Origin of the sequence: Nonomuraea sp. NPDC023979, assembly GCF_040639085.1 — a bacterium.
Lineage (GTDB): Bacteria > Actinomycetota > Actinomycetes > Streptosporangiales > Streptosporangiaceae > Nonomuraea > Nonomuraea ceibae.
The window spans coordinates 51,078-77,628 of the sequence record NZ_JBEZZG010000011.1 but is presented as its reverse complement, the minus strand read 5'-3'; the positions used below and the strand labels follow the sequence as shown (position 1 = coordinate 77,628).

Genomic DNA, 26,551 nt, shown 5'->3' with positions numbered 1-26,551 from the left:
GAAATCGGGCCGTGACACTTCTGTTATCGCCGGGGCAGGTGGTTCCCGGGAGGGCCGTGCGCCCTCCCGGGACGCCGGTCAGTCGGCGGCCGCCACCTTGTCGGCCAGGTGCGACGGCAGCGGCTCGTAGCGCAGGAACGTGCGCTGGAAGGTGCCCGTGCCGTGCGACATCGAGCGCAGGTCGATCGCGTAACGGGTGATCTCCAGCTCGGGCACCTCGGCCTTGACCAGGGTGCGGCCGGTGCCGACGGGCTCGGTGCCGAGCACCCGGCCGCGCCGCGACGACAGGTCCGACATCACCGGGCCCACGTAGTCGTCGGCGACCAGCACCGACAGCTCGTCGACCGGCTCCAGCAGCAGCGTGGGCACCTTGGCCGCCGCCTCCTTGAGCGCGAGCTGGCCGGCGATCTGGAAGGCCATGTCGGAGGAGTCGACCGAGTGCGCCTTGCCGTCGTACAGGGTGACGCGCACGTCCACCATCGGGTAGCCGGCCACGACGCCGCGCTCCATCTGGGCCCGCACGCCCTTCTCGACCGACGGGATGAACTGGCGCGGCACCACACCGCCGACGATCTTGTCGACGAACTCGAACCCGCCCCCGGACGGCAGCGGCTCGACCTCCAGATGGCAGATCGCGTACTGGCCGTGGCCGCCGGTCTGCTTGACGTTGCGCCCCATCGCCTGGCAGCGCCCGCCGAACGTCTCGCGCAGCGGCACCCGCAGCTCGATCCGCTCGACCTCGACGCCGTGCCGCCTGGCCAGGCGGTCGAGCAGCACGTCGGTGTGCGCCTCGCCCATGCACCACAGCACGAGCTGGCGGGTCTCGGCGTTGTTCTCCAGGCGCAGCGTCGGGTCCTCGGCGACCAGGCGGCCCAGGGCCTGGGCGAGCTTGTCCTCGTCGGCCTTGGACCTGGCGCGGATGGCGACCGGCAGCAGCGGCTCGGGCATCGCCCAGGAGGTCATCAGCAGCGGCCGGTCGACCTCCGACAGGGTGTCGCCGGTCTCGGCGCGCGACAGCTTGGCCACGGCCACGATGTCGCCCGCCATGCCCTTGGCCGCGGGGCGCTGCTGCTTGCCGAGCGGGCAGGTCAGGGTGCCGATGCGCTCGTCGACGTCGTGGTCCTCGTGGCCGCGCTCGGCCAGGCCGTGCCCGGAGACGTGCACGGTCATGTCGGGGCGCAGCGTGCCGGAGAAGACGCGCACCAGGCTGATGCGGCCCACGTACGGGTCGCTGGTGGTCTTGACGACCTCGGCGACCAGGGGGCCGTCGGGGTCGCAGGCGATGCCGGTGACGGGCTTGCCGTCGAGCGTGGTGATCTCGGGCATCGGGTGTTCGAGCGGGGAGGGGAAGCCCTGCGTGATGAGCTCCAGCAGCTCCTGGGCGCCGACGCCGAGCCCGGTGCAGAGCACGGGGTAGAAGCTGCCGCGGGCGACGGCCTTCTCCAGGTCGTCGACGAGCACGCCGGTGTCGATCGGGTCGCCCTCCAGGTAGCGCTCCATGAGCGACTCGTCCTCGCTCTCCTGGATGATGCCCTCGATCAGCGGGCCGCGGTACTCCTCGATGCGGGTCTCGTACTCGGGGCCGGGGGCGTTCTCGGTGCGCGAGCCGGTGGCGTAGTTGTAGAACTTCTGCGTCAGCAGCCCGATCAGGCCGTTGACGCGCCCGTTGGTGATCACGGGCAGGTAGAGGGGGGCGACGCCGTCGCCGAAGACGTCCTGGCAGGTGGCGAGCACCTCGTCGAAGTCGGCCCGCTGGTGGTCGATCTTGGTGATGACGACGGCCCTGGGCATGCCGACGCGCGAGCACTCCTCCCACAGCATCTGGGTGAGCCCGTCGACGCCGTCGCAGGCCGACACGACGAACAGCGCGGCGTCGGCGGCCCGCAGCCCGGCGCGCAGGTCGCCGACGAAGTCGGCGTAGCCGGGGGTGTCGAGCAGGTTGATCTTGATGCCGTTGTGCGTCAGCGGGGCCAGGGCCAGGTTGACCGAGCGCTGCTGGCGCACCTCGACCTCGTCGAAGTCGCTGACGGTGTTGCCGTCCTCCACGCGGCCGGCCCGCTGGATGGTGCCGGTGGCGGCCAGGAGCTGCTCGACGAGGGTCGTCTTGCCCGATCCGGAGTGGCCGACCAGGACGACATTGCGTATCGCGTCCGCCTTGTCGGCCGCTGGTGCCCTGCCCGCGGCTCCCATGGCCGCGTTCGCGTTCTTGTCCGCCACTTCGCCTCCCGCGTCGTCGGTGCGTGCCAACGCCGCGCCCGCGCGGAGGGGTTCTGGCAACCGCATGGACGCGGTGTGTTCACCAAATACCCCTGTGGCGAATATCACAAGGGGGGCAGGGCAAAGAAAGTCGCCGCCCTCAGGATGGCCTACGATCGACAGCGCGATGCTGAAACTCCTGCGCCCGGCCATGACCCGGATACTCACCCCGCTGGGCAGGGCCCTGGTCCGCCGCGGGATCGGCCCCGACGCCGTCACGGCGATCGGCACCCTCGGCACTGTCGTGTCCGCCCTGCTGTTCTTCCCCCTGGGCCTGCTCACCGCGGGCGCTCTGGTGATCACCGTTTTCGTGCTGTTCGACCTGCTCGACGGCGTGGTGGCGCGGCTGGGCGGGGGAGGGGGCAGCACCTGGGGGGCCTTCCTCGACTCCACGCTCGACCGGGTCGCCGACGCGGCGATCTTCGCCGGGCTGATCCTCTACTTCATCTCCACGGGCGACGCGCTGATGGCGGCGGTGACGCTGTTCTGCCTGGTGGCGGGCGCGCTGGTGTCCTATGCGAAGGCGCGGGCCGAGGGGCTCGGGCTGACCTGCGACGTGGGGCTCGCCGAGCGGCCGGAGCGGCTCGTGGTCGCACTGGTGGCGACCTGCTTCTCCGGGCTGGGGGTGCCCTACGTCCTGGAGGCCGGCATGTGGTTGCTCGCGGCGGCCAGTGCCGTCACCGTGGTACAGCGCGTGGTTCACGTCTACCGGCAGACGAGGGAGCGATGAGCGGCAAGCCGTCTTTCACCGATCGAGTCGTGGCCGCGGGGTTCGCGGCGGGCTGGACCGTGGTCCCGCTGCTGCCCGAGCGGCCCACGGCGGCGGTGTTCCGGTTCCTGGCGGACCGGGTGTGGGCCAGGGGCGGCCGGTCGGTGCGCCGGCTGGAGTCCAACCTGGCCAGGGTGACCGGGCTCGCGCCCGGCAGCGCGGAGCTGCGGGAGCTGACCCGGGCCGGGATGCGCTCCTATTTCCGCTACTTCCACGAGATCTTCCGGCTGCCGTCGATGACGACGGAGGAGATCGTGCGGCGCAGCCACACGGTCGGCGCCGAGCACGTGCACGACACGGTGGCGGCCGGGCGCGGCGTGGTGCTGGCGCTGCCGCACATGGGCAACTGGGACCAGGCGGGCGCCTGGCTGGTGGCGGTCGGCCACCCGTTCACCACGGTCGCCGAGCGGCTGCGGCCGGAGTCGCTGTTCCGCCGTTACGTGCGCTTCCGCGAGGGCCTGGGCATGGAGGTGCTGCCGCTCACCGGCGGCGACGGCCACAACTTCGGCACGCTGGCGACCCGGGTGCGCAAGGGCGGCGTGGTGTGCCTGCCGGCCGAGCGCGACCTGACCAAGAGCGGCGTCGAGGTGGAGTTCTTCGGCGCGACGACGAAGATGCCGGCCGGGCCGCCGCTGCTGGCGGTGCAGACGGGCGCGGCGCTGCTGCCGGCGATCCTGTCGTTCGAGGGCGACGACTGGCGCATCCACATCCACGAGGAGATCCCGGTCCCGGCCGAGGGCAGCCGCAAGGAGAAGGTGGCGGCGGTGGCGCAGAGCCTGGCCGCGGTGTTCGAGAAGGGCATCGCCGAGCATCCGGAGGACTGGCACATGCTGCAGCGGCTCTGGCTGGAGGACCTGCGGCCATGAGGGTCGGGATCGTGTGCCCGTATTCGTGGGACGTGCCCGGCGGGGTCAAGCAGCACGTCGACGACCTGGCGCAGGCGCTGATGGCGCAGGGGCACGAGGTGTCGGTGATCGCGCCGGCCAGTGACGACGACGAGCTCCCGCCGTACGTGACGGGCGCGGGCCGGGCGGTGCCGGTGCCCTACAACGGGTCGGTGGCGCGGATGTCGTTCGGGTTCATCTCGGCGGCGCGGGTGCGGCGCTGGGTGCGCACCGGCGGCTTCGACGTGCTGCACATCCACGAGCCGCTGATCCCCAGCCTGGGCGTGCTGGCCTGCTGGGCGGCCAGGGGGCCGATCGTGGCGACGTTCCACGCCTCCTTCACCCGCTCGCGGGCGATCGCGGTGGCCGAGCCGCTGCTGCGCAGCGCGCTGGAGAAGCTGAGCGGGCGCATCGCGGTCTCCGACGCGGCCCGCAAGAGCCTGGTGGAGCAGTTCGGCGGCGACACGGTGCTGATCCCCAACGGGGTGACCGTCGGCCGCTACACCGAGGCGGAGCCGCTCGACGGGTGGGGGCCCGACGGGGCGACGATCGGGTTCCTGGGGCGGATGGACGAGGAGCGCAAGGGGCTGCCGATCCTGCTGGAGGCGTTCAAGCTGCTGGCGGCCGAGCGGCCGGAGCTGAAGCTGCTGATCGCCGGGCCGGGCGACGCCAAGGACGTCTACGACAAGGTGCCGAAGGCGTTCCGCGACCGGGTGACGGTGCTGGGCATGGTGAGCGAGGCCGACAAGATCCGCGCCTACCATTCGGTCGACGTGTTCTGCGCGCCCAACACGCGCGGGGAGAGCTTCGGGATCGTGCTGGCCGAGGCGATGGCCTCCGGGGCGACGGTGCTGGCCAGCGACATCCCGGCGTTCCGGCGGGTGCTGGGCGAGGGGCAGGCGGGCGCGCTGTTCGCCAACGGCGACGCGGCCTCGCTCGCGCGGGAGGCGGCCGCGCTGCTCGACGCGCCGGAGCGGCGGGCCAAGCTGGCGGAGGAGGCGCTGGTCGCGGTCATGAAGTACGACTGGTCGACGGTGGCGCGTGACGTGGTGCGGGTGTACGAGACGGTGACGGCCGGCGGGGCGGGCCGGGTGGAGGAAGACCTGTGACATCCACCATGATCGTGCTGATCGTGGGCATCGTCGTGGTGCTCACGGCGGTCTACATCTCCTGGCGGGCGGGCCGCCTGGACCGGCTGCACATCCGGCTGGAGCTGGCCCGCGAGGCGCTGGAGGCGGCGCTGACGCGGCGGCGGGCGGTGGTGCTGGAGCTGGCCGGCTCGCGGCTGCTCGACCCGGCGACGTCGCTGGTGCTGGCGGCGGCGGCGCACGAGGCCAGGACGGCCGGGCCGGAGGAGCGCGAGCACGCCGAGAGCGACCTGTCGCGGGCGCTGCGGGCGGCGGTCGACCAGGAGCGCTTCCGGGAGAAGCTGGCCGAGGCTCCCGGCGGCGAGGACCTGCTGGAGGAGCTCGACGCGGCCGTGGCCAAGGTCGTCTACTCACGCCGCTTCTACAACAACGCGGTCGGGGTGACGCGCACGGCGCAGCGCCGCTGGCTGGCGCGCACGCTGCGCCTGGCAGGGCACACCGAGTACCCCGACTTCTTCGAGATCGACGACGATCCGCCGGCAGCCATGGCAACTGAATGACCCGATTTTGGGTAGACCGGTAAGCTTCCTTCCGTTTCAGGCAAGAGCGGAGGAGATTTCAGGTGCGGCTACCCCGGATGATCACGGTGACGCTGGCCGGAGCGGCCGTCCTTCTCCCGCTGGCGGCCTGCTCGTCGGAGGAGCCCGCGCCCGGAAACGTGCCGCAGGCCGCCACGTCGCAGGCGCCGGTCGAGGAGCCGACGCCGGAGAACCTGCACCCGTTCACGGGCCTGCCGATGACGGGCGGGGCCAAGCCGGTGGTCGCCGTCAAGATCGAGAACACCGCCGCGGGCAAGCCGCAGATGGGGCTCAAGAGCGCGGACATCGTCTACATCGAGCAGGTCGAGGCGGGCCTGACGCGGCTCATGGCGATCTTCTCGTCGAAGATCCCGGCCAAGGTCGGCCCGGTCCGCAGCGCCCGCATCTCCGACCTGCACATCGCGCCCATGTTCGGCAAGCCCGCGTTCTCCTACTCGGGCGCGCAGACCAAGATGCTGCCGTTCATCGCCGAGGCGTCGCTGTTCGACGTCTCCGACAGCCGGGTGCCCGGCGCGTACTTCCGCCAGCCCGGCCGCTTCGCCCCCTACAACCTGTTCGCCCACACCAAGAAGCTGCTGGCCGCCGCGCCGAAGGCGAGCAAGGCCAAGGACGTCGGCTTCACCTTCGGCGACCCGCCCGCCGAGGGCGGCGTCGAGCGCAAGTCCTACACGGTCAGGTGGCCCGCGGCCCGCTTCACCTTCGCCTGGTCGGAGGCCAAGAAGCAGTGGCTGATCTGGCAGGACGGCAAGAAGGACATGGCGGCCGAGGGCGGCCAGCTCGGCGCCCCGACGATCGTCATCCAGTACACCAAGACCGAGCGCTCGCAGTTCCACGACAGCAACCAGAGCTACACGCCGCTGGTGCACACCACCGGCAAGGGCTCGGCGATCGTGCTGCGGGACGGCAAGGCGTACAAGGCGAAGTGGGAGCGGGAATCGGAGGACGGCGGCACGACGTTCACCACTCAGAGCGGCGAGCCGATGAACTTCGCGCCCGGGCAGGTCTGGGTGGCGCTCGCCAGCCGCAAGCCTGTGACTCCTTGACGTACAAAACTCCCCGCCGAAGCTGACATCGTGGCAGGCGGGGAAGTGCCACATCAGGACCTACCATGGGTTTGATAACTTACCGTTGCCCCCCAGAGCCTCGTGAGGATGACCGTGTCCAGCAGCACGCCCGAAGCCCAGAAGACCGCCGGCCCCGAGACCGGCACCGCCCGTGTGAAGCGCGGCATGGCCGAGATGCTCAAGGGCGGCGTCATCATGGACGTCGTCACCCCTGAGCAGGCCAAGATCGCCGAGGACGCCGGAGCGGTCGCCGTCATGGCCCTGGAGCGGGTGCCCGCCGACATCCGCGCGCAGGGTGGCGTCTCGCGGATGAGCGACCCCGACATGATCGACGGCATCATCGCCGCCGTGTCGATCCCCGTCATGGCCAAGGCCCGCATCGGCCACTTCGTCGAGGCCCGCGTGCTCCAGGCGCTGGGCGTCGACTACGTCGACGAGTCCGAGGTGCTCACCCCGGCCGACTACGCCAACCACATCGACAAGTGGCAGTTCACCGTGCCGTTCGTGTGCGGCGCGACCAACCTGGGCGAGGCGCTGCGCCGCATCACCGAGGGCGCGGCCATGATCCGCTCCAAGGGCGAGGCCGGCACCGGCGACGTGTCCAACGCCGTCACCCACATGCGCACGATCCGCGCCGAGATCAAGCGGCTGACCTCGCTGCCCGAGGACGAGCTGTACGTGGCGGCCAAGGAACTGCAGGCCCCGTACGAGCTGGTCGCCGAGGTGGCCAGGACGGGCAAGCTGCCGGTCGTGCTGTTCACCGCGGGCGGCATCGCCACCCCGGCCGACGCCGCGATGATGATGCAGCTCGGCGCCGAGGGCGTGTTCGTCGGCTCGGGCATCTTCAAGTCGGGCGACCCGGCCAAGCGCGCCGCGGCGATCGTCAAGGCGACCACCTTCTACGACGACCCGGACGTCATCGCCAAGGTGTCGCGCGGTCTGGGCGAGGCCATGGTCGGCATCAACGTGGACGAGATCCCGCAGCCGCACCGGCTCGCCGAGCGCGGCTGGTAAGGCGAAAACTTCCGTAAAAGGCGGCATCCGCGAAGGATGTCGCCTTTTACGTGTCGCATGGCGTTCACTCATGAGTCATGATCCTGAGTCAGGCTACGCTCGTCCCCGGCCTTGATCGTCTCAAGGAGCAGCCATGCCCGAGCTCAACCGACGGCACTTCCTCGTCACCGGACTGGCGGCGGGCGCCGCGGCGGCCGTTCCCGCCGGCGCCGCCCACGCCCAGCCCGATCCCGTGCCCGACCCCGCCGCCGAGTCCGCCCAGTCCCTCGCCTCCCGCGGCCTGCGCACCGACCCCTTCACGCTCGGCGTCGCCTCGGGTGACCCCGACCACGACGGCTTCGTGCTGTGGACCCGGCTCGCTCAGGAGCCGCTGGCCGAGGACGGCATGGGCGGCATGCCGAACCGCCCCTTCCCGGTGCTGTGGCAGGTGTACGCCGACGAGCGCTGCCGCCGCCTCGTGCGCGCCGGCGTGGCCGTGGCCGCGCCCGAATGGGGGCACAGCGTGCACGTCGAGGTGGGCCACCTCAGCTCCGGCCGCGAATACTGGTACCGCTTCCGCGTCGGCCCGTACGTCTCGCCCGTCGGCCGGGCGCTGACCGCGCCGCACCCGCTGTCGTACGGCGGCGCGCTCACGATGGCGTTCGCCTCCTGCGCCCAGTACGAGCACGGCTACTTCACCTCCTACCGCCGCATGGCCGAGGACCGCCCCGACATCGTCCTGCACCTGGGCGACTACCAGTACGAGTACAAGCGGGAGACGTACAACAGCCCCGGCGGCAACGTGCGCCACCACGAGGGCCCCGAGACCGAGACGCTGGCCGGCTACCGGCAGCGGCACGCCCAGTACAAGGCCGACCCCGACCTGCAGGCCGCGCACGCCGCCTCGCCGTGGCTGGTCGTGTGGGACGACCACGAGCTGGACAACAACTGGGCCGACGAGGTGCCGGAGAAGCCGGAGATCCCGCAGCCGGGCTTCCTGTCCCGGCGCGAGGCCGCCTTCCGCGCCTACTACGAGAACATGCCGCTGCGCCGCAGGTCCGTGCCGCGCGGCATCGACATGCAGCTCTACCGGCGCGTCCGGTGGGGCCGGATGGCCACCTTCCACATGCTCGACACCCGCCAGTACCGCGACGACCAGGGCTGCGGCGACGGCTACCGCGACTGCCCGGCCGCCGTCGACCCGGCCCGCTCGATCACCGGGGCCGAGCAGGAGGCGTGGCTGCTCGACGGCTTCCGCCACTCGCGCGCCCAGTGGGACATCCTCGGCCAGCAGGTGTTCTTCGCCCAGCGTGACAACAACGCCGGACCCGCCAAGATCACCAGCCAGGACGCCTGGGACGGCTACGTGGCCTCGCGCCGGCGCATCACCCAGGGCTGGATCGACGCCGGGGTGCGCAACCCGGTAGTGCTGACCGGCGACGTGCACGCGCACTGGGCCAGCGACCTCAAGCTCGACTACGACGACCCGACCGGCCCGTCGGTCGGCTCCGAGCTGGTGGCCAGCTCGATCTCCACGGGCGGCGACGGCGCCGACTCCGACCCGGCGGCGCACCCGTTCCTGAAGATCAACCCGCACCTGAAGTTCTACAACAACCAGCGCGGCTACGTGCTGACGCGCATCGAGCGCGACCTGCTCACCGCCGACTTCAAGGTGCTCCCGCAGGTGCGCGAGGCCGGCGCGGAGGCGTACACGCGGGCCACGTACGTGGTCGAGGACCGGGTGCCCGGCGTGCAGCAGACCTACCTGCGCCCGCTCGACCCGGCGCTGCGCAGCCGCACGATGACCGCCGAGGAGACGGTCCGCCTGGAGACCGAACGCCCGTAAGGAGAAGAAGGCGGCCTCCGTGCCGCCTTCTTTCATTTGTAATACTTAGCTTGGCTAATTTAGACTGGCTAAGTATGAAGGACGCCGAACTCGCGCTCGCCGAACAGGTCTCCACCGTGCTGCGCCACCTGGTGCTGCTCCTGCGGCGCAGTGCCGCGGGCCAGCCGGTCACCAGCCAGCAGTACGCCGTGCTCGGCTCGCTGGAGCCCGGCCCGCGCCGCATGACGGAGCTGGCCGAGGAGCACGCCGTGCAGCTGCCGACCATGAGCGTGCAGATCAACCGGCTGGAGGAGGCCGGTCTCGTGGCGCGGGGCGCCGACCCGGCCGACGCCCGCGTCAGGACCGTCGAGCTCACCGGCGAGGGCCGCGAGCGCCTGCTCGCCGTGCGCCGCGCCAGGATCGCCGCCATCGCGGAGGAGCTGGCCGGGCTCACCGGCGACGAACGCGACACGCTCGCCGCCGCCCTCCCGGTGCTCGCGAAGTTCGGCAGGAAAAATCGGTAAGGAGCATCATTTGTCAGGCGGAATCCTCCGCCAGCCGATGTCCGTGTGGGCCACCGCGTTCGCCGCGGTCGTCGCCTTCATGGGCATCGGGCTGGTCGACCCCATCCTGCCCGCCATCGCCCAGGGCCTCGACGCCACCCCGAGCCAGGTGTCGCTGCTGTTCACCAGCTACTTCCTGGTGACCGCCGTCGCCATGCTCGTCACCGGCTGGGTCTCCAGCCGCATCGGCGGCAAGCGCACGCTGCTCGCCGGCCTCGCCCTCGTCGTCGTGTTCGCCGCCCTGGCCGGCACCTCCGGCAGCGTCGCCGAGCTCGTCGGCTTCCGCGCCGGCTGGGGCCTCGGCAACGCCCTGTTCGTCGCCACCGCCCTGGCCGTCATCGTCGGCGCCGCCACCGGCGGCGCCGAATCGGCCGTCATCCTGTACGAGGCCGCGCTCGGCCTGGGCATCTCCCTCGGCCCGCTGGCCGGGGCGCTGCTCGGCGACTGGAACTGGCGCGCCCCCTTCTTCGGCACCGCCACCCTCATGGCCGCCGGGTTCCTGCTCATCCTCACCCTGCTCAAGGCCACCCCGCCGCCCGCCACCAGGACCCGGCTGAGCGCCCCGCTGCGCGCCCTCGCCCACGGCGGCCTGTCCACCACCGCCTTCACCGCGCTGTTCTACAACTTCGCCTTCTTCACCGTGCTCGCCTTCACCCCGTTCATCCTCGGCATGAGCCCGTACGGCATCGGCGCCGTCTTCTTCGGCTGGGGCGTCTGCGTCGCCCTCGCCTCGGTGCTCGGCGCACCCGCGCTGCGCCGCCGCCTCGGCCCGGTCGGCGTGCTCCACCTGGCGCTCGCGCTGCTGGCCGTGGGCCAGATCGGCATCGCCGTCACCGCCTCGGCCGGGCAGCACGCCGGAATCGTCGCCTTCACCGTGCTGACCGGCGTCCCGATCGGGCTCTGCAACACCGTCTTCACCGAATCGGCCATGGAGGTCTCCGACGCGCCCCGGCCCGTCGCCTCCGCCGGCTACAACTTCGTCCGCTGGATGGGCGGCGCCCTGGCCCCGTACCTCGCCACCAAGCTCGGCGAGGACCTCGGCACGCCCGTCCCGTACCTGCTCGGCGCGCTGTGCTGCGGCGTGGGCATGGCCGTGCTGTTCACCCGCAGGCACCACCTCGGCGCGCTCGCCCCCGCCGTCGTGTAGGAAGATGTCCGGGGCCCGTGACGTTGAAAGCGGTGTCGGCTCATCAGGCGGAAGGAAGAACGTGCCCTCGATCGGTGTACTCGCCCTGCAAGGAGACGTGCGCGAGCACGTGCGCATGCTCCAGGAAGCGGGCGCGACGGCCACAACCGTGCGCCGGCCCGCCGAGCTCGACGCCGTCGACGCGCTCATCATCCCCGGCGGCGAGTCGACCACCATCTGGAAGCTCGCCGACACCTTCGACCTGCTCGAACCCCTGCGCCTGCGGATCAAGTCCGGCATGCCCGCCTACGGCTCCTGCGCCGGCATGATCATGCTGGCCGACCGCATCGAGGACGGCATCGCCGGTCAGCAGACGTTCGGCGGCATCGACATGGTCGTGCGCCGCAACGCCTTCGGCCGCCAGGTCGACTCCTTCGAGGCCGATCTCGACTTCGCGGGCGAGCCCGTGCACGCCATCTTCATCCGCGCGCCGTGGGTCGAATCCGTCGGATCGGGCGTCACAGTGCTGGGCAGGGCCGAGCCTGGGGATAGGATCGTCGCGGTCCGGCAAGGATCGCTGCTCGCGACCTCGTTCCACCCGGAGCTCACGGGTGACACGCGCGTGCACCGGTATTTCGTAGACATGGTTGTATCGACAGTGAGGGACTAGTAGCCGATGTCCGGCCACTCCAAATGGGCGACGACGAAGCACAAGAAGGCCGCACTCGACGCCAAGCGCGGCAAGCTGTTCGCCAAGCTCATCAAGAACATCGAGGTGGCGGCCAGGACCGGCGGCCCTGACCCGGACGCCAACCCGACGCTCTTCGACGCCATCTTCAAGGCGAAGAAGAACTCGGTGCCCAACGACAACATCGAACGGGCCCGCAAGCGCGGCGGCGGCCTGGAGGCGGGCGGCGCCGACTGGCAGACCATCATGTACGAGGGCTACGCGCCCGGCGGCGTCGCGGTGCTCATCGAGTGCCTCACCGACAACCGCAACCGCGCCGCCTCCGAGGTGCGCGTCGCGCTCACCCGCAACGGCGGCTCCCTGGCCGACCCCGGCTCGGTGTCCTACATGTTCAACCGCAAGGGCGTCGTGCTCGTCCCCAAGAACGGCCTCGACGAGGACACCGTCCTCATGGCCGTGCTGGAGGCGGGCGCCGAGGAGGTCAACGACCTCGGCGACTCCTTCGAGGTCGTCTCCGAGGCAGGTGACCTCGTCCCCGTCCGCAAGGCGCTCCAGGAGGCCGGGATCGACTACGACTCGGCCGAGTCGAGCTTCCTGCCGACGATGAGCGTGCCCCTCGACGAGGAGGGCGCCAAGAAGGTCTTCCGCCTCATCGAGGCGCTGGAGGACAGCGACGACGTGCAGAACGTCTTCGCCAACTTCGACGTCTCCGACGAGGTCATGGAGAAGCTCGACGCCTGACGCGCGCCCCCGCCCCGCGCGGGGGCCGGCGGGCGCTGTGACATTCGCCCGTCGCGTAGCCGCGCCGCCGCGAGTCGGCGTAAGGTCGGGCGTCGTGACCTCCCGCACCGCCACCGAACCCCCGCCGCGCGCACTGGGCTGGCTGCTCCTCATGCCCGCCGTCATCGGCATGCTGATCACGCTGGTCCTGCCCACCGTGCAGACGATCGCCTTCAGCTTCGAGAGGGGCGGGCTGACCGGGCCCAGCACGTTCGTCGGACTGGACAACTACGGCACGGTCCTCGACGCCGAAGGCCCGTTCTGGCCGGCCCTGGGCTTCACCCTGTCGATCACGCTCATGCCGCTCCTCGTGGCGCTCGTGGTCGCCCCGCTGCTGGCGCTCGCCCTGGACCGGGCCGGCACCTGGCCCCGGCGCGCCGGGCGCGTCGCGCTGTCGCTGGCCCTCGTGACGTTCTCGCCGACGGCCGTGGCCGCCTCCTGGCTGCGCGGCCTCGACCCGCGCACCGGCGGCCTGACCGCCGTGGCCCGCGAGCTGTCCCGGCCGGACACCGCCCCCGGGGCCTTCCGGCTGATCTTCGCGGCGGCCATGTTCGGCGTCGTGTGCGCGCTCGCCGTGATGGCGTTCCTGCCCGCGCTGCGCGGCGGGACCGTGACCCGCTCGATGCTCGCCGTCGGCGCCCTGGTCGCGCTCGCCGCCGTCGCCGCCGGGCTCCAGACGTTCACGATGAGCCTCACCCTCACGCAGGGCGGGCCGCTCGACTCGACCCAGACGCTCGCACTGCTGCAGCACACCTTCGCCTTCAAGACCATCCGGCTCGGCCTCGGCGCCTCCGTCGCGACCGTCCTGGGCGTCCTGCTCGGCGTCCTGGGCGTTGCCGCCGCCGTCATCGCCGCCGCGAGCGGCCTGCGCATCACCCTCACCCCCCACCGCCCCCTGACCCCCGCCTCGGCCGCCGCCGGGCAGGGGCTCGGGCTCGGGAAGATCCCGAGCACCGTCCCGCCCTCCGCGTACGCACCCGCCCCCCGCCCGGGGGACACCCCAGCGGCCGCCGGGCCCGCGCCTGGCACCGGGCCGGGCAGCGCCCCCTCCGCCGGATACGCGCCCGGCGGCGGGCCGGGGAACGTCCCCTCCTTCGGGTACGCACCCGGCGCCGGCCAGGGGGGCGCCTCCGCCCCCGCAGGGCACGCGGCCGGGGGCGGGTTCTTCACGCCGGGCGGTGGCGCGTCCGCGCCCGGCGGCGGTTTCCCCGGTGGGCCTTCAGCTCCCCGCGACGGCTTCCCCGGTGGGCCTTCCGCTCCCGGTGGCGGCCCGTTCCCGTACGGCGCCGAGGCTTCCGGGCCCGGGGCGGGGGAGCGGCGGGCGTCGCCGGCGGCGGTGGCCGTGGGCGTGGCGGCGCTGGTCGTCGTCGCGGCCGTGACGCTCTGGCTGACCTGGCCGTGGGTGGCGGCGCTGTTCGAGCCCGGGGAGGAGCGCGGCCTGCCGCCGGGGCTGCGCACGCACCTCAACACGTGGGTCCCCGCCCTGGTGGGCGCCGTGGTGTCGGTCGGCGTGGCGTACCTGGCCGCGCTCGGCATCGGCGGGCTGCGACCGCTCGGCCGGGGCAGCGAGTGGCTGCTGCTGCCGTTCGCGCCGTGGCTGTTCGTCGGCGACGGCCCGCTCAGCATCGCCAACTGGAACACCCTGCGCGGCCTCGGCCTCATCGACACGTTCGTCGCGCTGATCCCGCCGCTGCTCGTCAGCGTGCCCGCGCTGCTCGTGCTGACGCTGCTGTGCAAGGGCCTGGCCGCCGCGAACGAGCGCGATTTCCTCAGCGGCGTCCTGCTGCCCTCGCTGCCCATGGCGGGCATCCTGGTGCTGGCCGTCACGTTCGTGAACGCCCAGGACCTGCTGTGGCCCCTCCTGGCGGTCCAGGATCCGGCCCTGGCCACCGCCCCGGCCGTCCAGGCGATGGCGCTGTCCCAGTTCGCCGGCGGACCGGCCCCGGCCGGGCTCGCCACCCCGCTGGTCGTCGTCGTGCTCATGCTGGCCGCCGCCGTCGCCGCGCAACTGCTCTACCTGGACCGGCTGGCCGTCACCACCGGCCGCGAAACCCGTTCGCGGGGGAGTGCCCCGGCTGCGTAGGTTGGGGCACTGTGGAGATCCGTGACCTGACGGCCGACGACCTGGACGCCGCCCTCGACATCCGTAAGCGCTCCTTCGGGCTGCTGTCCGCCGCCGACGTGCGGAGCTGGCGCGCGACCGTGCTGCCCGGCCTGCCCGAAGGCCGCTACCTCGGCGCCTTCGACGGCGACCGGCTGACCGCCACCACCCGGCTGAGACCGTTCACCCAGTGGTGGCACGGCAGGCCGCAGTCACTGGCGGGGGTCGCCAGCGTCACGGTCAGCCCGGAGGACCGGGGCCGCGGCCTGGGCACCATGATCATGCGCGCGGCCCTGGACCGCGCCGTCACGCTCGGCGACGCCGTGGCCGCCCTCTACCCGGCCACGACGCCGATCTACCGCAAGCTCGGCTTCGAGCACGCCGGGGCGCGGCACATCGTGACGCTGCGCGCCGAGGATCTGCGCGTCCTCGCGCCGTCGCAGCAGGTCAAGCTGCGCCGCATGGGCCCCGACGACGCGGCCGAGGTGATCTCGGTCCTGCACCGGGTGCACGGCGCCGCCCGCTCCAGCGGCCCCATCTCCTGGGACGAGACGATCTGGCGGCAGTGGCTCGCCGAGGAGGACGACTTCCTCTACCTGGCCGCCGACGGCTTCCTCGTCTACCGCTGGAGCGGCGGCGACATGGAGGTCGACAACCTGGTGGCGGGCTCCGCCGACACCGCCGCCGCGCTGTGGTCGCTGGTGGGCACTGCCTCCTCGATCGCCAAACGGGTGGTCGCCACCGTCGCCCCCGACGACCCGGTGCTGTGGCTGCTGCGCGAGCGCGGCAAGGAGACGGTCGAGCAGACCCGGTGGATGTTCCGGGTGCTCGACCTGGCCGCCGCGATCGAGCGAAGGGGCTATCCGGCGGGCGTGTCGGCGGCCGCCGTGGTGCGGGTGGACGACCCGCTGCGCCCGGCCAACTCCGGCGTCTGGCGGCTGGAGTTCTCCGGCGGCTCCGGCGCGGCCACCCGGCTCGACCGCGACCCCGGGGACGGCGTCCCGCTGCTCGGGATCAACGCCCTGTCCGCCCTCTACTCCGGCGTCCCGGCCGCCACGCTGCGCCGCAGCGGCCTGATGTCCGGCGACGAACGCCACGACGAGGTGCTCGACACCGTCTTCGCCGCCAAGCCGTACATGCTGGACTACTTCTAACCCGCCCACCTCGCCGGGCTCGCCCACCCCGAGGGGTTGCCATCCCGGAGGGGCCCGCACTCCCGGAGGGGTTTGCCCGCCCGGAGGGGAGTTCGCCCCATCCTGAGGAGCTGACCCACGCCGAGGGGCTCGCCCACCCGAGCGGCCTGGCGGACCCGATGGACCCCGGCGGCCTCGATGGGCCACGGCGGGCCACTCGACCGGCCCCGGGGGCATCGACCGGCCCCGGGGACCTCGACTGGCGTCGAGGGCCTCGACCGGCCCCGAGGGCCACCGCCGGCCACCCGATCAGCCCCCCGGGGCCCCGACTGACTGGCCGGGCCACTCCCGATGGGCCACGGCGGGCCACCCCCGATGGCCACGGACGGCCGCCAGTTCGGTGGACCGGGTGCTTCCGGCGGGCGTTTCCCGGTGCGCGACCGGGCCCGCCGGGGTAGAGTCTCGTGCCGAACAGGTGTTCGGCGAACGGAGGCAGACCGGTGCGGGTGTTGGGCGTCGATCCGGGGCTGACCCGGTGCGGCATCGGGGCCGTCGAGGGCCGCCCCGGCGCGCCGCTCGGGCTGGTCGCCGTCGGGGTGATCCGCACGGGCGCCGACGAGGAGCTGGGCGCGCGCCTGGTGGGCATCGAGGCGGGGATCGAGAGCTGGCTCGACGACGTACGCCCCGACGCGGTCGCCGTGGAGCGCGTCTTCAGCCAGCACAACGTGCGCACCGTGATGGGCACCGCCCAGGCCGCCGGCATCGCGGTGCTGTGCGCCGCCCGGCGCGGCCTCCCGGTGGCGCTGCACACGCCCTCCGAGGTCAAGGCCGCCATCACCGGAAGCGGCACGGCCGACAAGAAGCAGATCGGCGCCATGGTGACGCGGCTGCTGCGCCTCAAGGAGATGCCCAAGCCCGCCGACGCGGCCGACGCGCTGGCGCTGGCCATCTGCCACGTGTGGCGCGGCGGCCCGCAGCATCGCCTGGCCGAGGCCCTGGCCACCGCCCGCCGCCGCACCACCGCCCAGCCCGCCCCGGCACGGCAGCCCGTACGGCCCCGGCAGTCCGCCCCGACGCGGGAGCCCGCCCCGACACCAGAGTCCGCCGCGCCCCGGCAGTCCCGCCCACCCGTGCAGCTGGGCCAACCCGTAGAGCCCGGGAAGCACGTGCAGCCAGGACAGCCCGTACAGCCTGGACAATCCGTACAGCCGAATCAGCCCGAACAGCCCGGACAGCCCGTCGTGGCGCGGCGGTCCGGTGGGCGTGGCGAGGGGAGCGCGTCGTGATCGCGTCGGTGGCCGGCCGGGTGGCCGCGATCGCTCCCGACGGGGCGGTCATCGAGGTCGGCGGCGTCGGCATCCTGACCCACTGCACCCCCGGCACGCTCGCCACGCTCCGTCTGGGCGAGGAGGCCCGGCTGGCCACCTCGCTGGTGGTGCGTGAGGAGTCGCTGACGCTGTACGGGTTCGCGACCGACGACGAGCGGGCCGTGTTCGAGCTGCTGCAGACGGCCAGCGGCGTCGGGCCCAAGCTGGCGCTGGCGATGCTCGCCGTCCACACGCCCAACGCGCTGCGGGTGGCCGTGGCCGCCGCCGATCTCAAGGCGCTCACGCAGGTCCCGGGCATCGGGCAGAAGGGCGCGCAGCGGATCGTGCTGGAGCTCAAGGACCGCCTCGGCACCCCGGAGGAGGCCGTCAACGCGGCGATCCGCGGCGAGCGGCGCGTGGCGCTGTGGCGCGACCAGGTGCACTCGGGCCTGGTCGGACTGGGCTATTCGGCGCGCGACGCCGACGAGGCCGTCGCCGCGGTGGAGCCCGAGGCCGACGCCGAGGTGGCCGCCGGGCGCACCCCGCAGGTGGCCGCGCTGCTCAAGTCGGCGCTGCGCGCGCTGAGCGTGCGATGAAGCCCGGTGGCGCGGGCGGTCCCGGCGCGGTGGGATGCTGGAGGGCGACGCGGGAGGCGGGTGAGACGTGAGTTTCGAACGGGAGCTGGTGTCGCCCGACGCCGGCGGCGACGAGCTGCAGATCGAGGCCGCGCTGCGGCCCAAGCGGCTGGCGGAGTTCATCGGCCAGTCCCGGGTCAGGGAGCAGCTGTCGCTGGTGCTGGAGAGCGCGCTGCGCCGGCAGCGCCCGCCCGACCACGTGCTGATGAGCGGCTCGCCGGGGCTCGGCAAGACGACGCTCGCCATGATCATCGCGGCGGAGCTGGGCGCCCCGCTGCGCATCACCTCGGGCCCGGCGCTGGAGCGGGCCGGCGACCTGGCGGCGATCCTGTCGACGCTGGCCGAGGGCGAGGTGCTGTTCATCGACGAGATCCACCGGATGGCCAGGCCCGCCGAGGAGATGCTCTACCTGGCGATGGAGGACTTCCGGGTCGACATCGTGGTCGGCAAGGGGCCGGGCGCGACCGCGATCCCGCTGGAGATCGCGCCGTTCACGCTGGTCGGCGCCACGACCCGGGCGGGGCTGCTGCCCGCGCCGCTGCGTGACAGGTTCGGCTTCACCGCGCACATGGACTTCTACGAGCCCGAGGAGCTGGAGCTGGTGCTGCACCGCTCGGCCGGGCTGCTGGGCGTCGACCTGCCGGAGGAGGGCGCCCGCGAGATCGCCGGCCGCTCGCGCGGCACGCCCCGCATCGCCAACCGGCTGCTGCGCCGGGTGCGCGACTTCGCCGACGTGCGCGCCGGCGGGGTCATCGACCGGGAGATCGCGGCGGCGGCGCTCAATCTTTACGAAGTCGATGCCGAAGGGCTCGACCGGCTCGACCGGGCGGTGCTGGGCGCGCTGCTGCGCAAGTTCGGCGGCGGGCCCGTCGGGCTGTCGACGCTGGCCGTGGCCGTGGGCGAGGAGCCGGAGACCGTGGAGGTGGTGGCCGAGCCGTTCCTGGTGCGTCAGGGGCTGCTCGCGCGCACGCCGCGCGGCCGTGTGGCCACCGCCGCCGCCTGGACGCACCTAGGCATGACCCCCCCACCACATGCATTCGGAGCGACATCTCTCGACTGATTACAGAACGGTTGCAACCGTTTCAAATTGGGAACTTCCCCGCGCGCCGAAACGCTGCTTCGTTGCCGCGTTTCGCAACAACCGCCTACACTCCGTGGCTTGGCTGGCTGTGTAGGCTGACGGGCTGAGCGGCGCGGCCCGAAGCAACGCACGGAATTTCCGGCGCGAGGCCGGTGTCAAACTTCTTTGTACGAGATGGAAGGTCGCCCCTGATGGACATGGGACAACTCGGAAGCATCCTGCCGCTGATCCTTCTGGTGGTGGTGTTCTACTTCCTGCTGATCCGCCCGCAGCGCAAGCGCCAGCAGGAGGCGATCAAGATGCAGAACTCCTTGACGCCCGGCACCCGCGTGATGACGACCACCGGCCTGTTCGCCACGGTCGTCGTGGTGGACAACGAGGACGTCGTCCTTGAGGTGGCCCCCGGCATCGAGACCCGCTGGGTCAAGGCCGCCATCGGCCGCGTCGTGACGCCGGGTGAGCCGGTGGCCGACGAGCCCGCCGCGGATGAGAGCGATGACACCGTCACCGGTGAGAGCGGCACCGCCGACGGTGAGGACTCCAAGAAGTCCTGAGAAGGCTCAGCCACCAACCCCTATCCGAAAGAACTGACGACCAGTGGCCCGACCGACCAGCAGCCACAGCAAGCCGGGGCGCACGCTCCTGCTGCTCCTGGCGCTCATCCTCGCCCTGGCCGGGACGATGTTCTTGCAGAAGGCGTACACGCCCAAGCTGGGACTCGACCTCGCCGGCGGCACGACGGTGACGCTGTCACCCGTCACCCAGACCGGTGCGGCTCCGCCTGAGGAGATCCTTGACCGCGCGGTCAACATCATCCGCGACCGGGTCAACGGCACCGGCATCTCCGACGCAGAGGTCGCCAAGTCCGGCGACAACATCATCATCTCGATCCCGGGCGTCGGGCAGAGCGAGGCCATCAAGCTGGTCGCCACCACCGCGGAGCTGCGGTTCCGGCAGGTGCTCTGGATGGAGATGACGCAGCTCGGCCAGGAGCAGCTCGCCACCGAGGCCCCGACGCCCAGCGGCTCCGCGTCGCCGGGCGTCTCCTCCTCGCCCGGCGCCTCCCCCGACGCCACCCCGGCCTCGCCGGACGCCTCCCCCGACGCCACCCCGACCACCACGGTGCAGCCCCGGTCGATGCCCTCGCGCTCGCCGGGCGGCAACCAGCCCAGCGCGTCCCCGACGGGCAAGGCCCTGTCGTCGGCGCTGACCTCGCCCGTCCCGAGCCCGTCGCAGACGGCGAGACAGGGCGACGACCGTCAGGGCGACGACAAGCAGGGTGACAAGCAAGGCGACCAAAAGGGTGACCAGAAGGGCGACCAGAAGGCCGCGACGCCGACCCCGGAGCCCTCTCAGGACCCCAACGCCGGCATCAACACCGATGGCGTCGACCCGGCGGTGCTCAAGCAGTTCCACGCGCTCGACTGCACCGACCCGAAGAACCGGGGCCAGGGCGTCCAGGACGACCCGAACAAGCAGTACGCCGCCTGTGAGTCGGACGGCAGCTTCAAGTACATTCTCGACGTCGCCAAGGTCGTCGGCACCGACATCGACACCGCGACCTCCGGCGTCCAGCAGGGCAGCACCGAGTGGGTCGTCCAGCTCGACTTCAAGAGCAAGGGCGCGACGGAGTGGAGCAAGCTCACCTCGGCCGCCTTCAACTCCCAGGAGCCGCGCAACAAGGTCGCGGTCGTCCTCGACGGCGTGGTCATCACCGCCCCCAACATCATCAGCCCGATTCCCGGCGGACGCGCCGAGATCACCGGCGGCTTCGACCAGCAGAGCGCCGGTGAGCTGGCCGAGCAGCTCAAGTACGGCGCGCTCCCGCTGAAGTTCGAGCGCAGCTCCATCGACACCGTCTCCTCGACGCTGGGCCAGGACCAGCTCGAAGGCGGCCTCGTCTCCGGCATCATCGGCCTGGCGCTGGTCGTCGTCTACTGCCTCCTCTACTACCGCGGCCTGGGCATCGTCGCCGTGCTGAGCCTCGTGGTGGCCTCGATCCTCACCTACACCGCGGTCGTCGTGCTCGGCCACAACGCCGGCTTCCGGCTGTCGCTGCCGCACATCATCGGCCTGGTGGTCTCGATCGGCATCACGGCCGACTCCTTCATCGTGTACTTCGAACGCATCCGTGACGAGATGAAGGAAGGCAGGCGGTCGCTGCGCGCGGCCGTCGAGGTGGCCTGGGTCCGCGCGCGGCGCACGATCCTGATCGCCGACGCCGTCATGTTCATCGCAGCGGTCGTGCTCTACCTGCTGGCGGTCGGCGGTGTGGCGGGATTCGCGTTCGCGATGGGCCTGACCACGCTGATCGACATCGTGGTGGTGTTCATGTTCACGAAGCCGTTCATCGCGTTGCTGGCGAGGGTGAAGTTCTTCGCCAAGGGGCACCCGCTGTCCGGTCTGGACGCCGAGCGCATGAGCCTCGACTCCTCCACCGGCTCCGGCCACAAGACCACCCCGCAGGAGGCCTGAGATGGGACTGGGGCGTCGCCTCTATCGGGGCGAGATCGACGTCGACTTCGTCGGCAAGTGGCGGCTGTGGTACAGCCTGTCGGGCATCCTGCTGGCGATCTCCATCGCCGGTCTGCTGATCAACGGGCTCAACCTGGGCGTCGAGTTCAAGGGCGGATCGGTCTTCTCCTGGCAGCCGAAGACGACGGTCGGCATCGAGCAGGTCCGCGAGACGTTCCTGGACGAGGGCGTGCACCAGCCGATCGTGCAGACGGCCGGCGAGCGCTACCGGGTCACGACCGAGACGCTGCCCGAGAGCAAGACCCTCGAGCTGCAGAGCGTCATCGCCAAGGAGTACGGCGTCACGGTCGACGACGTCAACATCCAGTCGATCGGCGCCTCGTGGGGCGGTGAGGTGTCCACCAAGGCCTGGTGGGGCCTGGCCGTCTTCATGGTGGCGATCATCCTGTACCTGTCGATGGCGTTCGAGCCGAAGATGGCGCTGGCGGCGATCGTCGCGCTCATCCACGACCTGGTCATCACGGCCGGCATCTACGCCTGGTCGGGCTTCGAGGTCACACCGGCGACGCTGCTGGGCTTCCTGACGATCCTCGGCTACTCGCTGTACGACGCGGTCGTGGTGTTCGACATGATCAAGGAGGTCACGGCCAAGCTGGGCGCGACGTCGAAGCAGACCTACTCGATGGCGGCCAACGACGCCCTGAACCACACGCTGATCCGCTCGCTCAACACCTCGCTGGTGGCGATCCTGCCGGTGGCGGCGATCCTGTTCATCGGCACCACGGTGCTGGGCGCGGGCACGCTGAAGGACCTGTCGCTGGCCCTGTTCGTCGGCATGATCGTCGGCACCTACTCCTCGATCTGCGTGGCCACGCCGCTGCTGGTGACGCTCAAGGAGCGGGAGCCGCGCTACCAGGCCATCGCCCGCCGGCTGGCCTCCACCGGGGGCGGCAAGGGCGCCAAGGGGTCGAAGGGCTCCAGGAGCGCGGCCACGGCCAAGGGCTGACCGCTTCGCCGACGCCCCCGCCCATGCGACCGGGCGGGGGCGTCCGCGCGTCTGAACGCCCCCGTGAGTGCGTCTGAACGCCCCCTGAGCGCTCGCGGGGCCGCGGGTGGGCTCCGGGGGCGCTGGTCGGATTACCGCCCGTCATGGGCCATCATGGAGCCCGCAAGCGTGGACAGCCCCCGAGGAGTGACGTGAAGACCGAGCTGAGCACGATGATCCTGGAGCGCATCCGGGACATCCCCGACTATCCGCAGCCCGGGGTGCTGTTCAAGGACATCACCCCGCTGCTGGACGACCCGGTGGCGTTCGCGGCCGTGGTGGACGAGCTGGCGGGGCTGCACGAGGTCGACAAGATCGTCGGCATCGAGGCGCGCGGCTTCATCCTGGCCGCCCCGGTCGCCTACCGGGCCGCCGCGGGATTCGTGCCGGTCAGGAAGAAGGGCAAACTGCCTGCCGCCACGCTGGAGGCGTCCTACGATCTGGAGTACGGTTCCGCGACCATCGAGGTGCACGCCGACGCGTTCCAGCCCGGCGACCGCGTCCTCATCGTCGACGACGTGCTGGCCACCGGCGGCACGGCGGAGGCGACGGTCGAGCTGGTGCGCAGGGCCGGAGCCGAGGTCGTCGGCGTGGCCGTCCTCATGGAGCTCGCCTTCCTCAAGGGGCGCGAGCGCCTGACGGGGGTGGAGACCCACGCCCTGGTGATCGTCTGAGCAGGACCCGCGGCGGCCCAGGTTCGCCGCCTGGATACACTGGGGGACCTGGACTCGAAAGTGAGGAGTCTGAGTGCCCCGTGATGTGGTCGCGCCCGACGTAGCGGACGCAGGCAGCGCCGAGACCGTGCCCGGCGCGCCCGCGGCACGTCGACGGCGATTTGGGGGTGGTGGCATGAACCCGGTGCTGGAGCCGCTGTTCCGGACCGTCCGCGCCACCCATCCCAAGGCCGACCTGCGGCTGATCGAGCGCGCCTACGACGTGGCCGCCTATCACCACCGCGATCAGAAGCGCAAGAGCGGCGACCCGTACATCACGCACCCGCTGGCCGTGGCGACGATCCTGGCCGAGCTCGGCACCGACGACGAGACGCTCTGCGCCGCCCTGCTGCACGACACGGTCGAGGACACCGCCTACAGCCTGGACGAGCTGCGCGGCGACTTCGGCGACACGATCGGCTCGCTGGTCGACGGCGTCACCAAGCTCGACAAGGTCAAGTTCGGTGACGCCGCCCAGGCCGAGACCGTGCGCAAGATGGTCGTCGCCATGTCGCGCGACATCCGGGTGCTCATCATCAAGCTGGCCGACCGGCTCCACAACATGCGCACGATGCGCTATCTGCCGGAGCACAAGCGCCATCAGAAGTCCCGCGAGACCCTGGAGATCTTCGCCCCGCTGGCCCACCGCCTGGGCATGAACACGATCAAGTGGGAGCTGGAGGACCTGGCGTTCGCCATGCTCTACCCCAAGCGCTACGACGAGATCGCGCGCATGGTGTCGGAGCGGGCGCCGCGCCGCGACCTGTTCCTGCAGGAGGTCATCGAGAAGGTCTCCGGCGACCTGCGCGACGCCAAGATCCGCGCCGTGGTCAAGGGCCGGCCGAAGCACTACTACTCGGTCTACCAGAAGATGATCGCCCGCGACGTGGCCTTCGACGACATCTACGACCTGGTGGGCATCCGGGTCCTCGTCGACAGCGTGCGCGACTGCTATGCGGCGCTCGGAACGATCCACGCGCGCTGGAACCCGGTCCCTGGCCGGTTCAAGGACTACATCGCGATGCCCAAGTTCAACATGTACCAGTCGCTGCACACGACGGTGATCGGTCCCGAGGGCAAGCCGGTGGAGCTGCAGATCCGCACCCACGGCATGCACCACAGGGCCGAATACGGCGTGGCCGCGCACTGGAAGTACAAGGAGGAGGTCGGCGGCCCCGGACCCGCCGGCAAGGTCAAGCCGGGCAGCGACATGGCCTGGCTGCGCCAGCTCCTCGACTGGCAGAAGGAGACCGCCGACCCGGGCGAGTTCCTGGAGTCGCTGCGCTTCGACCTGTCGGTGTCGGAGGTCTACGTCTTCACCCCCAAGGGCCAGGTCATCCCGCTGCCCGAAGGGGGCACGCCGGTCGACTTCGCCTACGCCGTGCACACCGAGGTGGGCCACCGGTGCATCGGCGCCCGGGTCAACGGCCGGCTGGTGCCGCTGGAGTCGCGGCTGGGCAACGGCGACACCGTCGAGATCTTCACCTCCAAGTCGCCCGACGCCGGGCCGTCGCGCGACTGGCTCAAGTTCGTCAAGTCCGGCCGCGCCCGTAACAAGATCCGGCAGTGGTTCTCCAAGGAGCGCCGCGAGACCGCGATCGAGGCGGGCAAGGAGGCCATCGGGCGGGCGATGCGCAAGCAGGGCCTGCCGCTGCAGCGGCTGATGTCCGGCGAGGCGCTGCTGGCCCTGGCCCGCGACCTGCGCTACCCGGACGTCTCGGCCCTGTACGCGGCCGTGGGCGAGGGCCACACGGCCGCGCAGACGGTCGTGCAGAAGCTCGTGGCGTCCATCGGCGGGGTGGAGAGCGCCGAGGAGGACATCGCCGAGACGTCGCTGCCCACGCGCCTGCGCGGCCGTCCCAGGGGCGGCGGGGCCGGCGTGGTCGTGGCGGGCGACGCCGACGTGTGGGTGCGGCTGTCCAAGTGCTGCACGCCGGTGCCTGGTGACGAGATCGTCGGGTTCGTCACCCGCGGCCACGGCGTCTCGGTGCACCGCGCCGACTGCACCAACGTCCAGCAGCTGCGCACTCAGCCCGACCGGCTGGTCGAGGTGAGCTGGTCGCCGGGCGACGACAGCGTGTTCCTGGTGGCGATCCAGGTGGAGGCGCTCGACCGGCCGCGCCTGCTGTCCGACGTCACCCGTACGCTGTCCGACCAGCACGTCAACATCCTCAGCGCCTCCGTCACCACCTCGCGCGACCGGGTGGCGGTCAGCAAGTTCACCTTCGAGATGGGCGATCCCAAGCACCTGGGCCACGTGCTCAAGGCCGTCAGGAGCATCCAGGGCGTCTTCGACGTCTACCGGGTGAGCGGCGCGGGCAGCTAGCGGGGCCGCAGGTCGGGCAGGTTGACGACGATCGCCTCCTGGGTGCTGCGCGCGATGACGACGACGGCCTCCCGCGAGGGGTCGGGGTTCTCCTCGCGGTGCGGCACGTACGGGGGCACGAAGACGTAGTCGCCGGGCCCGGTGTCGACGCGCCGCTCGCGACCGTCCTCCAGGAAGACGAACGACGGGGTGCCGCTGACCACGTAGATGGCGGTCTCCGAGGCGCCGTGGTGGTGGTCGGCCGAGCGGGTGGCGGGGGAGACGTGCGTCTGGCCCATCCACAGCCGCCGCGACCCGGTCGTGCCGTCGCTGATCGCGGCCAGCCGCCGCATGCCGGGCGTCTGCGCGGTGCCGCCGGACAGGCCGGAGGACGGCACGTGGCGCAGCGGCTGGTGGAACGGGTCGGCCTCGATGCGGTGGCCCTCCCACAGGCGGCCGCCGGCGCGGTCGAGGACGCCGGTCGCGGCGGCGGCCAGCCGGGCCGGGTCGTCGCGGGCGGCCAGCAGCTCGGCGGCCAGCTCGGGGTCCTGGGCGCGCAGCTCGCGCAGCAGCCACTTGCCGCTGCCGTGCCAGCGGCCCGCCAGCGACAGCGCCAGCCGGGCGGTCTCCTCGACGACGTGCCAGGAGGTGAAGGCGCGCTCGCCGGGGTCGCCGCCGCCCGCCAGGTCGTCCAGCAGGTCCGACAGCACGTAGCGGGCCCGGTCGAGCCGGGGCGCGGGCAGCGGGCCAGGACCGGCGTCGAGGCGGGCGCGCAGCTCGCGCTGGAGCTCGGCGGCCTGGCCGTCCGAGCGGTCCACGAGCAGGACGCCGTCGGCGCACAGGCGCATCAGCGTGGGCCGGTCGCGCGCGACGTCCTGCTCGACGAAGGCGAGCAGGCTGGTGCGGCTGTGCACGAGCAGCTCCACCGGCCACTCCCTCCACCGGCGCGACTCCTTCACCGGCCGGGCCAGGCCGTCGATCACCACGACGACGTCGAGGTCGGAGGTGGGCGTGCGCCGCCCGGTCACCGAGCTGCCGCCGAGGAAGGCGTACAGGGCGCCGGGAAAGAGCTCCTCGACGAGGGTGCGCGCGGCCGTCACGGGATCCATGACGGCCAGCAT

22 protein-coding genes and 1 pseudogene are annotated in these 26,551 nt (G+C 71.9%); 21 read left to right on the top strand and 2 right to left on the bottom strand.

Going from position 1 to position 26,551, the window contains the following annotated elements:
• Positions 1 to 78: 78 nt before the first annotated feature.
• Positions 79 to 2,217 carry an elongation factor G-like protein EF-G2 gene (locus AB0G11_RS20870; RefSeq protein WP_357587489.1) on the bottom strand — a complete coding sequence of 713 codons (2,139 nt, stop codon included), beginning with the start codon at positions 2,215 to 2,217 and terminating at the stop codon, positions 79 to 81.
• 166 nt (positions 2,218 to 2,383) lie between these two features.
• Between AB0G11_RS20870 and pgsA the strand changes: the two genes are divergently transcribed.
• The 21 genes and pseudogenes from pgsA (at position 2,384) to AB0G11_RS20765 (ending at position 25,451) form a co-directional block, all read left to right on the top strand.
• Positions 2,384 to 2,986: a phosphatidylinositol phosphate synthase gene (gene pgsA / locus AB0G11_RS20865; RefSeq protein ID WP_219502156.1), complete on the top strand. Its 603-nt coding sequence runs from the start codon at positions 2,384 to 2,386 to the stop codon at positions 2,984 to 2,986.
• Positions 2,983 to 3,891 (top strand): phosphatidylinositol mannoside acyltransferase, encoded by a 909-nt coding sequence (locus tag AB0G11_RS20860; protein WP_219502159.1) that lies wholly within the window; start codon positions 2,983 to 2,985, stop codon positions 3,889 to 3,891. The genes pgsA and AB0G11_RS20860 overlap by 4 nt, the downstream gene beginning before the upstream one ends.
• The gene (locus AB0G11_RS20855; RefSeq protein WP_219502161.1) at positions 3,888 to 5,018 is read left to right on the top strand and encodes a glycosyltransferase family 4 protein; all 1,131 of its coding nucleotides are present in this window, start codon (positions 3,888 to 3,890) and stop codon (positions 5,016 to 5,018) included. Before AB0G11_RS20860 ends, AB0G11_RS20855 begins: the two co-directional genes overlap by 4 nt.
• Positions 5,015 to 5,557 (top strand): hypothetical protein, encoded by a 543-nt coding sequence (locus AB0G11_RS20850; RefSeq protein ID WP_308125656.1) that lies wholly within the window; start codon positions 5,015 to 5,017, stop codon positions 5,555 to 5,557. Before AB0G11_RS20855 ends, AB0G11_RS20850 begins: the two co-directional genes overlap by 4 nt.
• Before the next feature lie 62 nt (positions 5,558 to 5,619).
• Positions 5,620 to 6,639 (top strand): DUF3048 domain-containing protein, encoded by a 1,020-nt coding sequence (locus AB0G11_RS20845; protein ID WP_357587487.1) that lies wholly within the window; start codon positions 5,620 to 5,622, stop codon positions 6,637 to 6,639.
• A gap of 108 nt (positions 6,640 to 6,747) precedes the next feature.
• Positions 6,748 to 7,674 (top strand): pyridoxal 5'-phosphate synthase lyase subunit PdxS, encoded by a 927-nt coding sequence (gene pdxS, locus AB0G11_RS20840; RefSeq protein WP_219502163.1) that lies wholly within the window; start codon positions 6,748 to 6,750, stop codon positions 7,672 to 7,674.
• A gap of 133 nt (positions 7,675 to 7,807) precedes the next feature.
• The gene (locus AB0G11_RS20835; RefSeq protein WP_357587485.1) at positions 7,808 to 9,499 is read left to right on the top strand and encodes an alkaline phosphatase D family protein; all 1,692 of its coding nucleotides are present in this window, start codon (positions 7,808 to 7,810) and stop codon (positions 9,497 to 9,499) included.
• A 74-nt stretch (positions 9,500 to 9,573) separates the two neighbouring features.
• Entirely contained in the window at positions 9,574 to 10,002 is a 429-nt protein-coding gene (locus AB0G11_RS20830; RefSeq protein WP_219502165.1) for a MarR family transcriptional regulator, read from the top strand.
• 10 nt (positions 10,003 to 10,012) lie between these two features.
• The gene (locus tag AB0G11_RS20825; RefSeq protein ID WP_357587483.1) at positions 10,013 to 11,188 is read left to right on the top strand and encodes an MFS transporter; all 1,176 of its coding nucleotides are present in this window, start codon (positions 10,013 to 10,015) and stop codon (positions 11,186 to 11,188) included.
• Between the two features lie 4 nt (positions 11,189 to 11,192).
• Positions 11,193 to 11,837 (top strand): pyridoxal 5'-phosphate synthase glutaminase subunit PdxT, encoded by a 645-nt coding sequence (gene pdxT, locus AB0G11_RS20820; protein WP_357587481.1) that lies wholly within the window; start codon positions 11,193 to 11,195, stop codon positions 11,835 to 11,837.
• A 6-nt stretch (positions 11,838 to 11,843) separates the two neighbouring features.
• Positions 11,844 to 12,596, top strand: a complete 753-nt coding sequence (locus tag AB0G11_RS20815) for a YebC/PmpR family DNA-binding transcriptional regulator (RefSeq protein ID WP_219502167.1) — start codon at positions 11,844 to 11,846, stop codon at positions 12,594 to 12,596.
• A gap of 94 nt (positions 12,597 to 12,690) precedes the next feature.
• The gene (locus tag AB0G11_RS20810) at positions 12,691 to 14,718 is read left to right on the top strand and encodes a sugar ABC transporter permease (protein ID WP_357587479.1); all 2,028 of its coding nucleotides are present in this window, start codon (positions 12,691 to 12,693) and stop codon (positions 14,716 to 14,718) included.
• A gap of 11 nt (positions 14,719 to 14,729) precedes the next feature.
• Positions 14,730 to 15,890 carry a GNAT family N-acetyltransferase gene (locus AB0G11_RS20805; RefSeq protein ID WP_308125658.1) on the top strand — a complete coding sequence of 387 codons (1,161 nt, stop codon included), beginning with the start codon at positions 14,730 to 14,732 and terminating at the stop codon, positions 15,888 to 15,890.
• Positions 15,891 to 16,369: 479 nt separating this feature from the next.
• Positions 16,370 to 16,864, top strand: a pseudogene (ruvC, locus tag AB0G11_RS20800) (crossover junction endodeoxyribonuclease RuvC); the annotation flags it as partial.
• A 287-nt stretch (positions 16,865 to 17,151) separates the two neighbouring features.
• Positions 17,152 to 17,772: a Holliday junction branch migration protein RuvA gene (ruvA, locus tag AB0G11_RS20795; protein WP_219502169.1), complete on the top strand. Its 621-nt coding sequence runs from the start codon at positions 17,152 to 17,154 to the stop codon at positions 17,770 to 17,772.
• Between the two features lie 67 nt (positions 17,773 to 17,839).
• Positions 17,840 to 18,871 carry a Holliday junction branch migration DNA helicase RuvB gene (gene ruvB / locus AB0G11_RS20790; RefSeq protein ID WP_219502170.1) on the top strand — a complete coding sequence of 344 codons (1,032 nt, stop codon included), beginning with the start codon at positions 17,840 to 17,842 and terminating at the stop codon, positions 18,869 to 18,871.
• Between the two features lie 218 nt (positions 18,872 to 19,089).
• Positions 19,090 to 19,446, top strand: a complete 357-nt coding sequence (yajC, locus tag AB0G11_RS20785; RefSeq protein ID WP_246644319.1) for a preprotein translocase subunit YajC — start codon at positions 19,090 to 19,092, stop codon at positions 19,444 to 19,446.
• A 43-nt stretch (positions 19,447 to 19,489) separates the two neighbouring features.
• Positions 19,490 to 21,367: a protein translocase subunit SecD gene (gene secD / locus AB0G11_RS20780; protein WP_357587477.1), complete on the top strand. Its 1,878-nt coding sequence runs from the start codon at positions 19,490 to 19,492 to the stop codon at positions 21,365 to 21,367.
• A gap of 1 nt (position 21,368) precedes the next feature.
• Complete coding sequence (secF, locus tag AB0G11_RS20775; RefSeq protein ID WP_219502172.1) at positions 21,369 to 22,373, top strand: protein translocase subunit SecF; 1,005 nt, start codon at positions 21,369 to 21,371, stop codon at positions 22,371 to 22,373.
• Positions 22,374 to 22,564: 191 nt separating this feature from the next.
• Positions 22,565 to 23,086 carry an adenine phosphoribosyltransferase gene (locus AB0G11_RS20770; RefSeq protein WP_219502173.1) on the top strand — a complete coding sequence of 174 codons (522 nt, stop codon included), beginning with the start codon at positions 22,565 to 22,567 and terminating at the stop codon, positions 23,084 to 23,086.
• 175 nt (positions 23,087 to 23,261) lie between these two features.
• A complete protein-coding gene (locus AB0G11_RS20765) occupies positions 23,262 to 25,451 on the top strand; it encodes a bifunctional (p)ppGpp synthetase/guanosine-3',5'-bis(diphosphate) 3'-pyrophosphohydrolase (RefSeq protein WP_219502174.1) in 2,190 nt (729 codons plus the stop codon).
• Here the strand turns inward: AB0G11_RS20765 and AB0G11_RS20760 are convergent.
• Entirely contained in the window at positions 25,448 to 26,539 is a 1,092-nt protein-coding gene (locus AB0G11_RS20760; protein ID WP_357587475.1) for a cupin domain-containing protein, read from the bottom strand. The two genes, AB0G11_RS20765 and AB0G11_RS20760, sit on opposite strands and share 4 nt — an antisense overlap.
• Between the last annotated feature and the right edge of the window lie 12 nt (positions 26,540 to 26,551).

Coding starts and splice junctions, on each gene's coding strand:
- pgsA (WP_219502156.1), top strand. CDS start 2,384: ATGCTGAAACTCCTGCGCCCGGCCATGACCCGGATACTCACCCCGCTG.
- AB0G11_RS20860 (WP_219502159.1), top strand. CDS start 2,983: ATGAGCGGCAAGCCGTCTTTCACCGATCGAGTCGTGGCCGCGGGGTTC.
- AB0G11_RS20855 (WP_219502161.1), top strand. CDS start 3,888: ATGAGGGTCGGGATCGTGTGCCCGTATTCGTGGGACGTGCCCGGCGGG.
- pdxS (WP_219502163.1), top strand. CDS start 6,748: ATGACCGTGTCCAGCAGCACGCCCGAAGCCCAGAAGACCGCCGGCCCC.
- AB0G11_RS20835 (WP_357587485.1), top strand. CDS start 7,808: ATGCCCGAGCTCAACCGACGGCACTTCCTCGTCACCGGACTGGCGGCG.
- AB0G11_RS20830 (WP_219502165.1), top strand. CDS start 9,574: ATGAAGGACGCCGAACTCGCGCTCGCCGAACAGGTCTCCACCGTGCTG.
- pdxT (WP_357587481.1), top strand. CDS start 11,193: ATGTCCGGGGCCCGTGACGTTGAAAGCGGTGTCGGCTCATCAGGCGGA.
- AB0G11_RS20815 (WP_219502167.1), top strand. CDS start 11,844: ATGTCCGGCCACTCCAAATGGGCGACGACGAAGCACAAGAAGGCCGCA.
- yajC (WP_246644319.1), top strand. CDS start 19,090: ATGGGACAACTCGGAAGCATCCTGCCGCTGATCCTTCTGGTGGTGGTG.
- secF (WP_219502172.1), top strand. CDS start 21,369: ATGGGACTGGGGCGTCGCCTCTATCGGGGCGAGATCGACGTCGACTTC.
- AB0G11_RS20765 (WP_219502174.1), top strand. CDS start 23,262: ATGAACCCGGTGCTGGAGCCGCTGTTCCGGACCGTCCGCGCCACCCAT.
- AB0G11_RS20760 (WP_357587475.1), bottom strand. CDS start 26,539: ATGGATCCCGTGACGGCCGCGCGCACCCTCGTCGAGGAGCTCTTTCCC.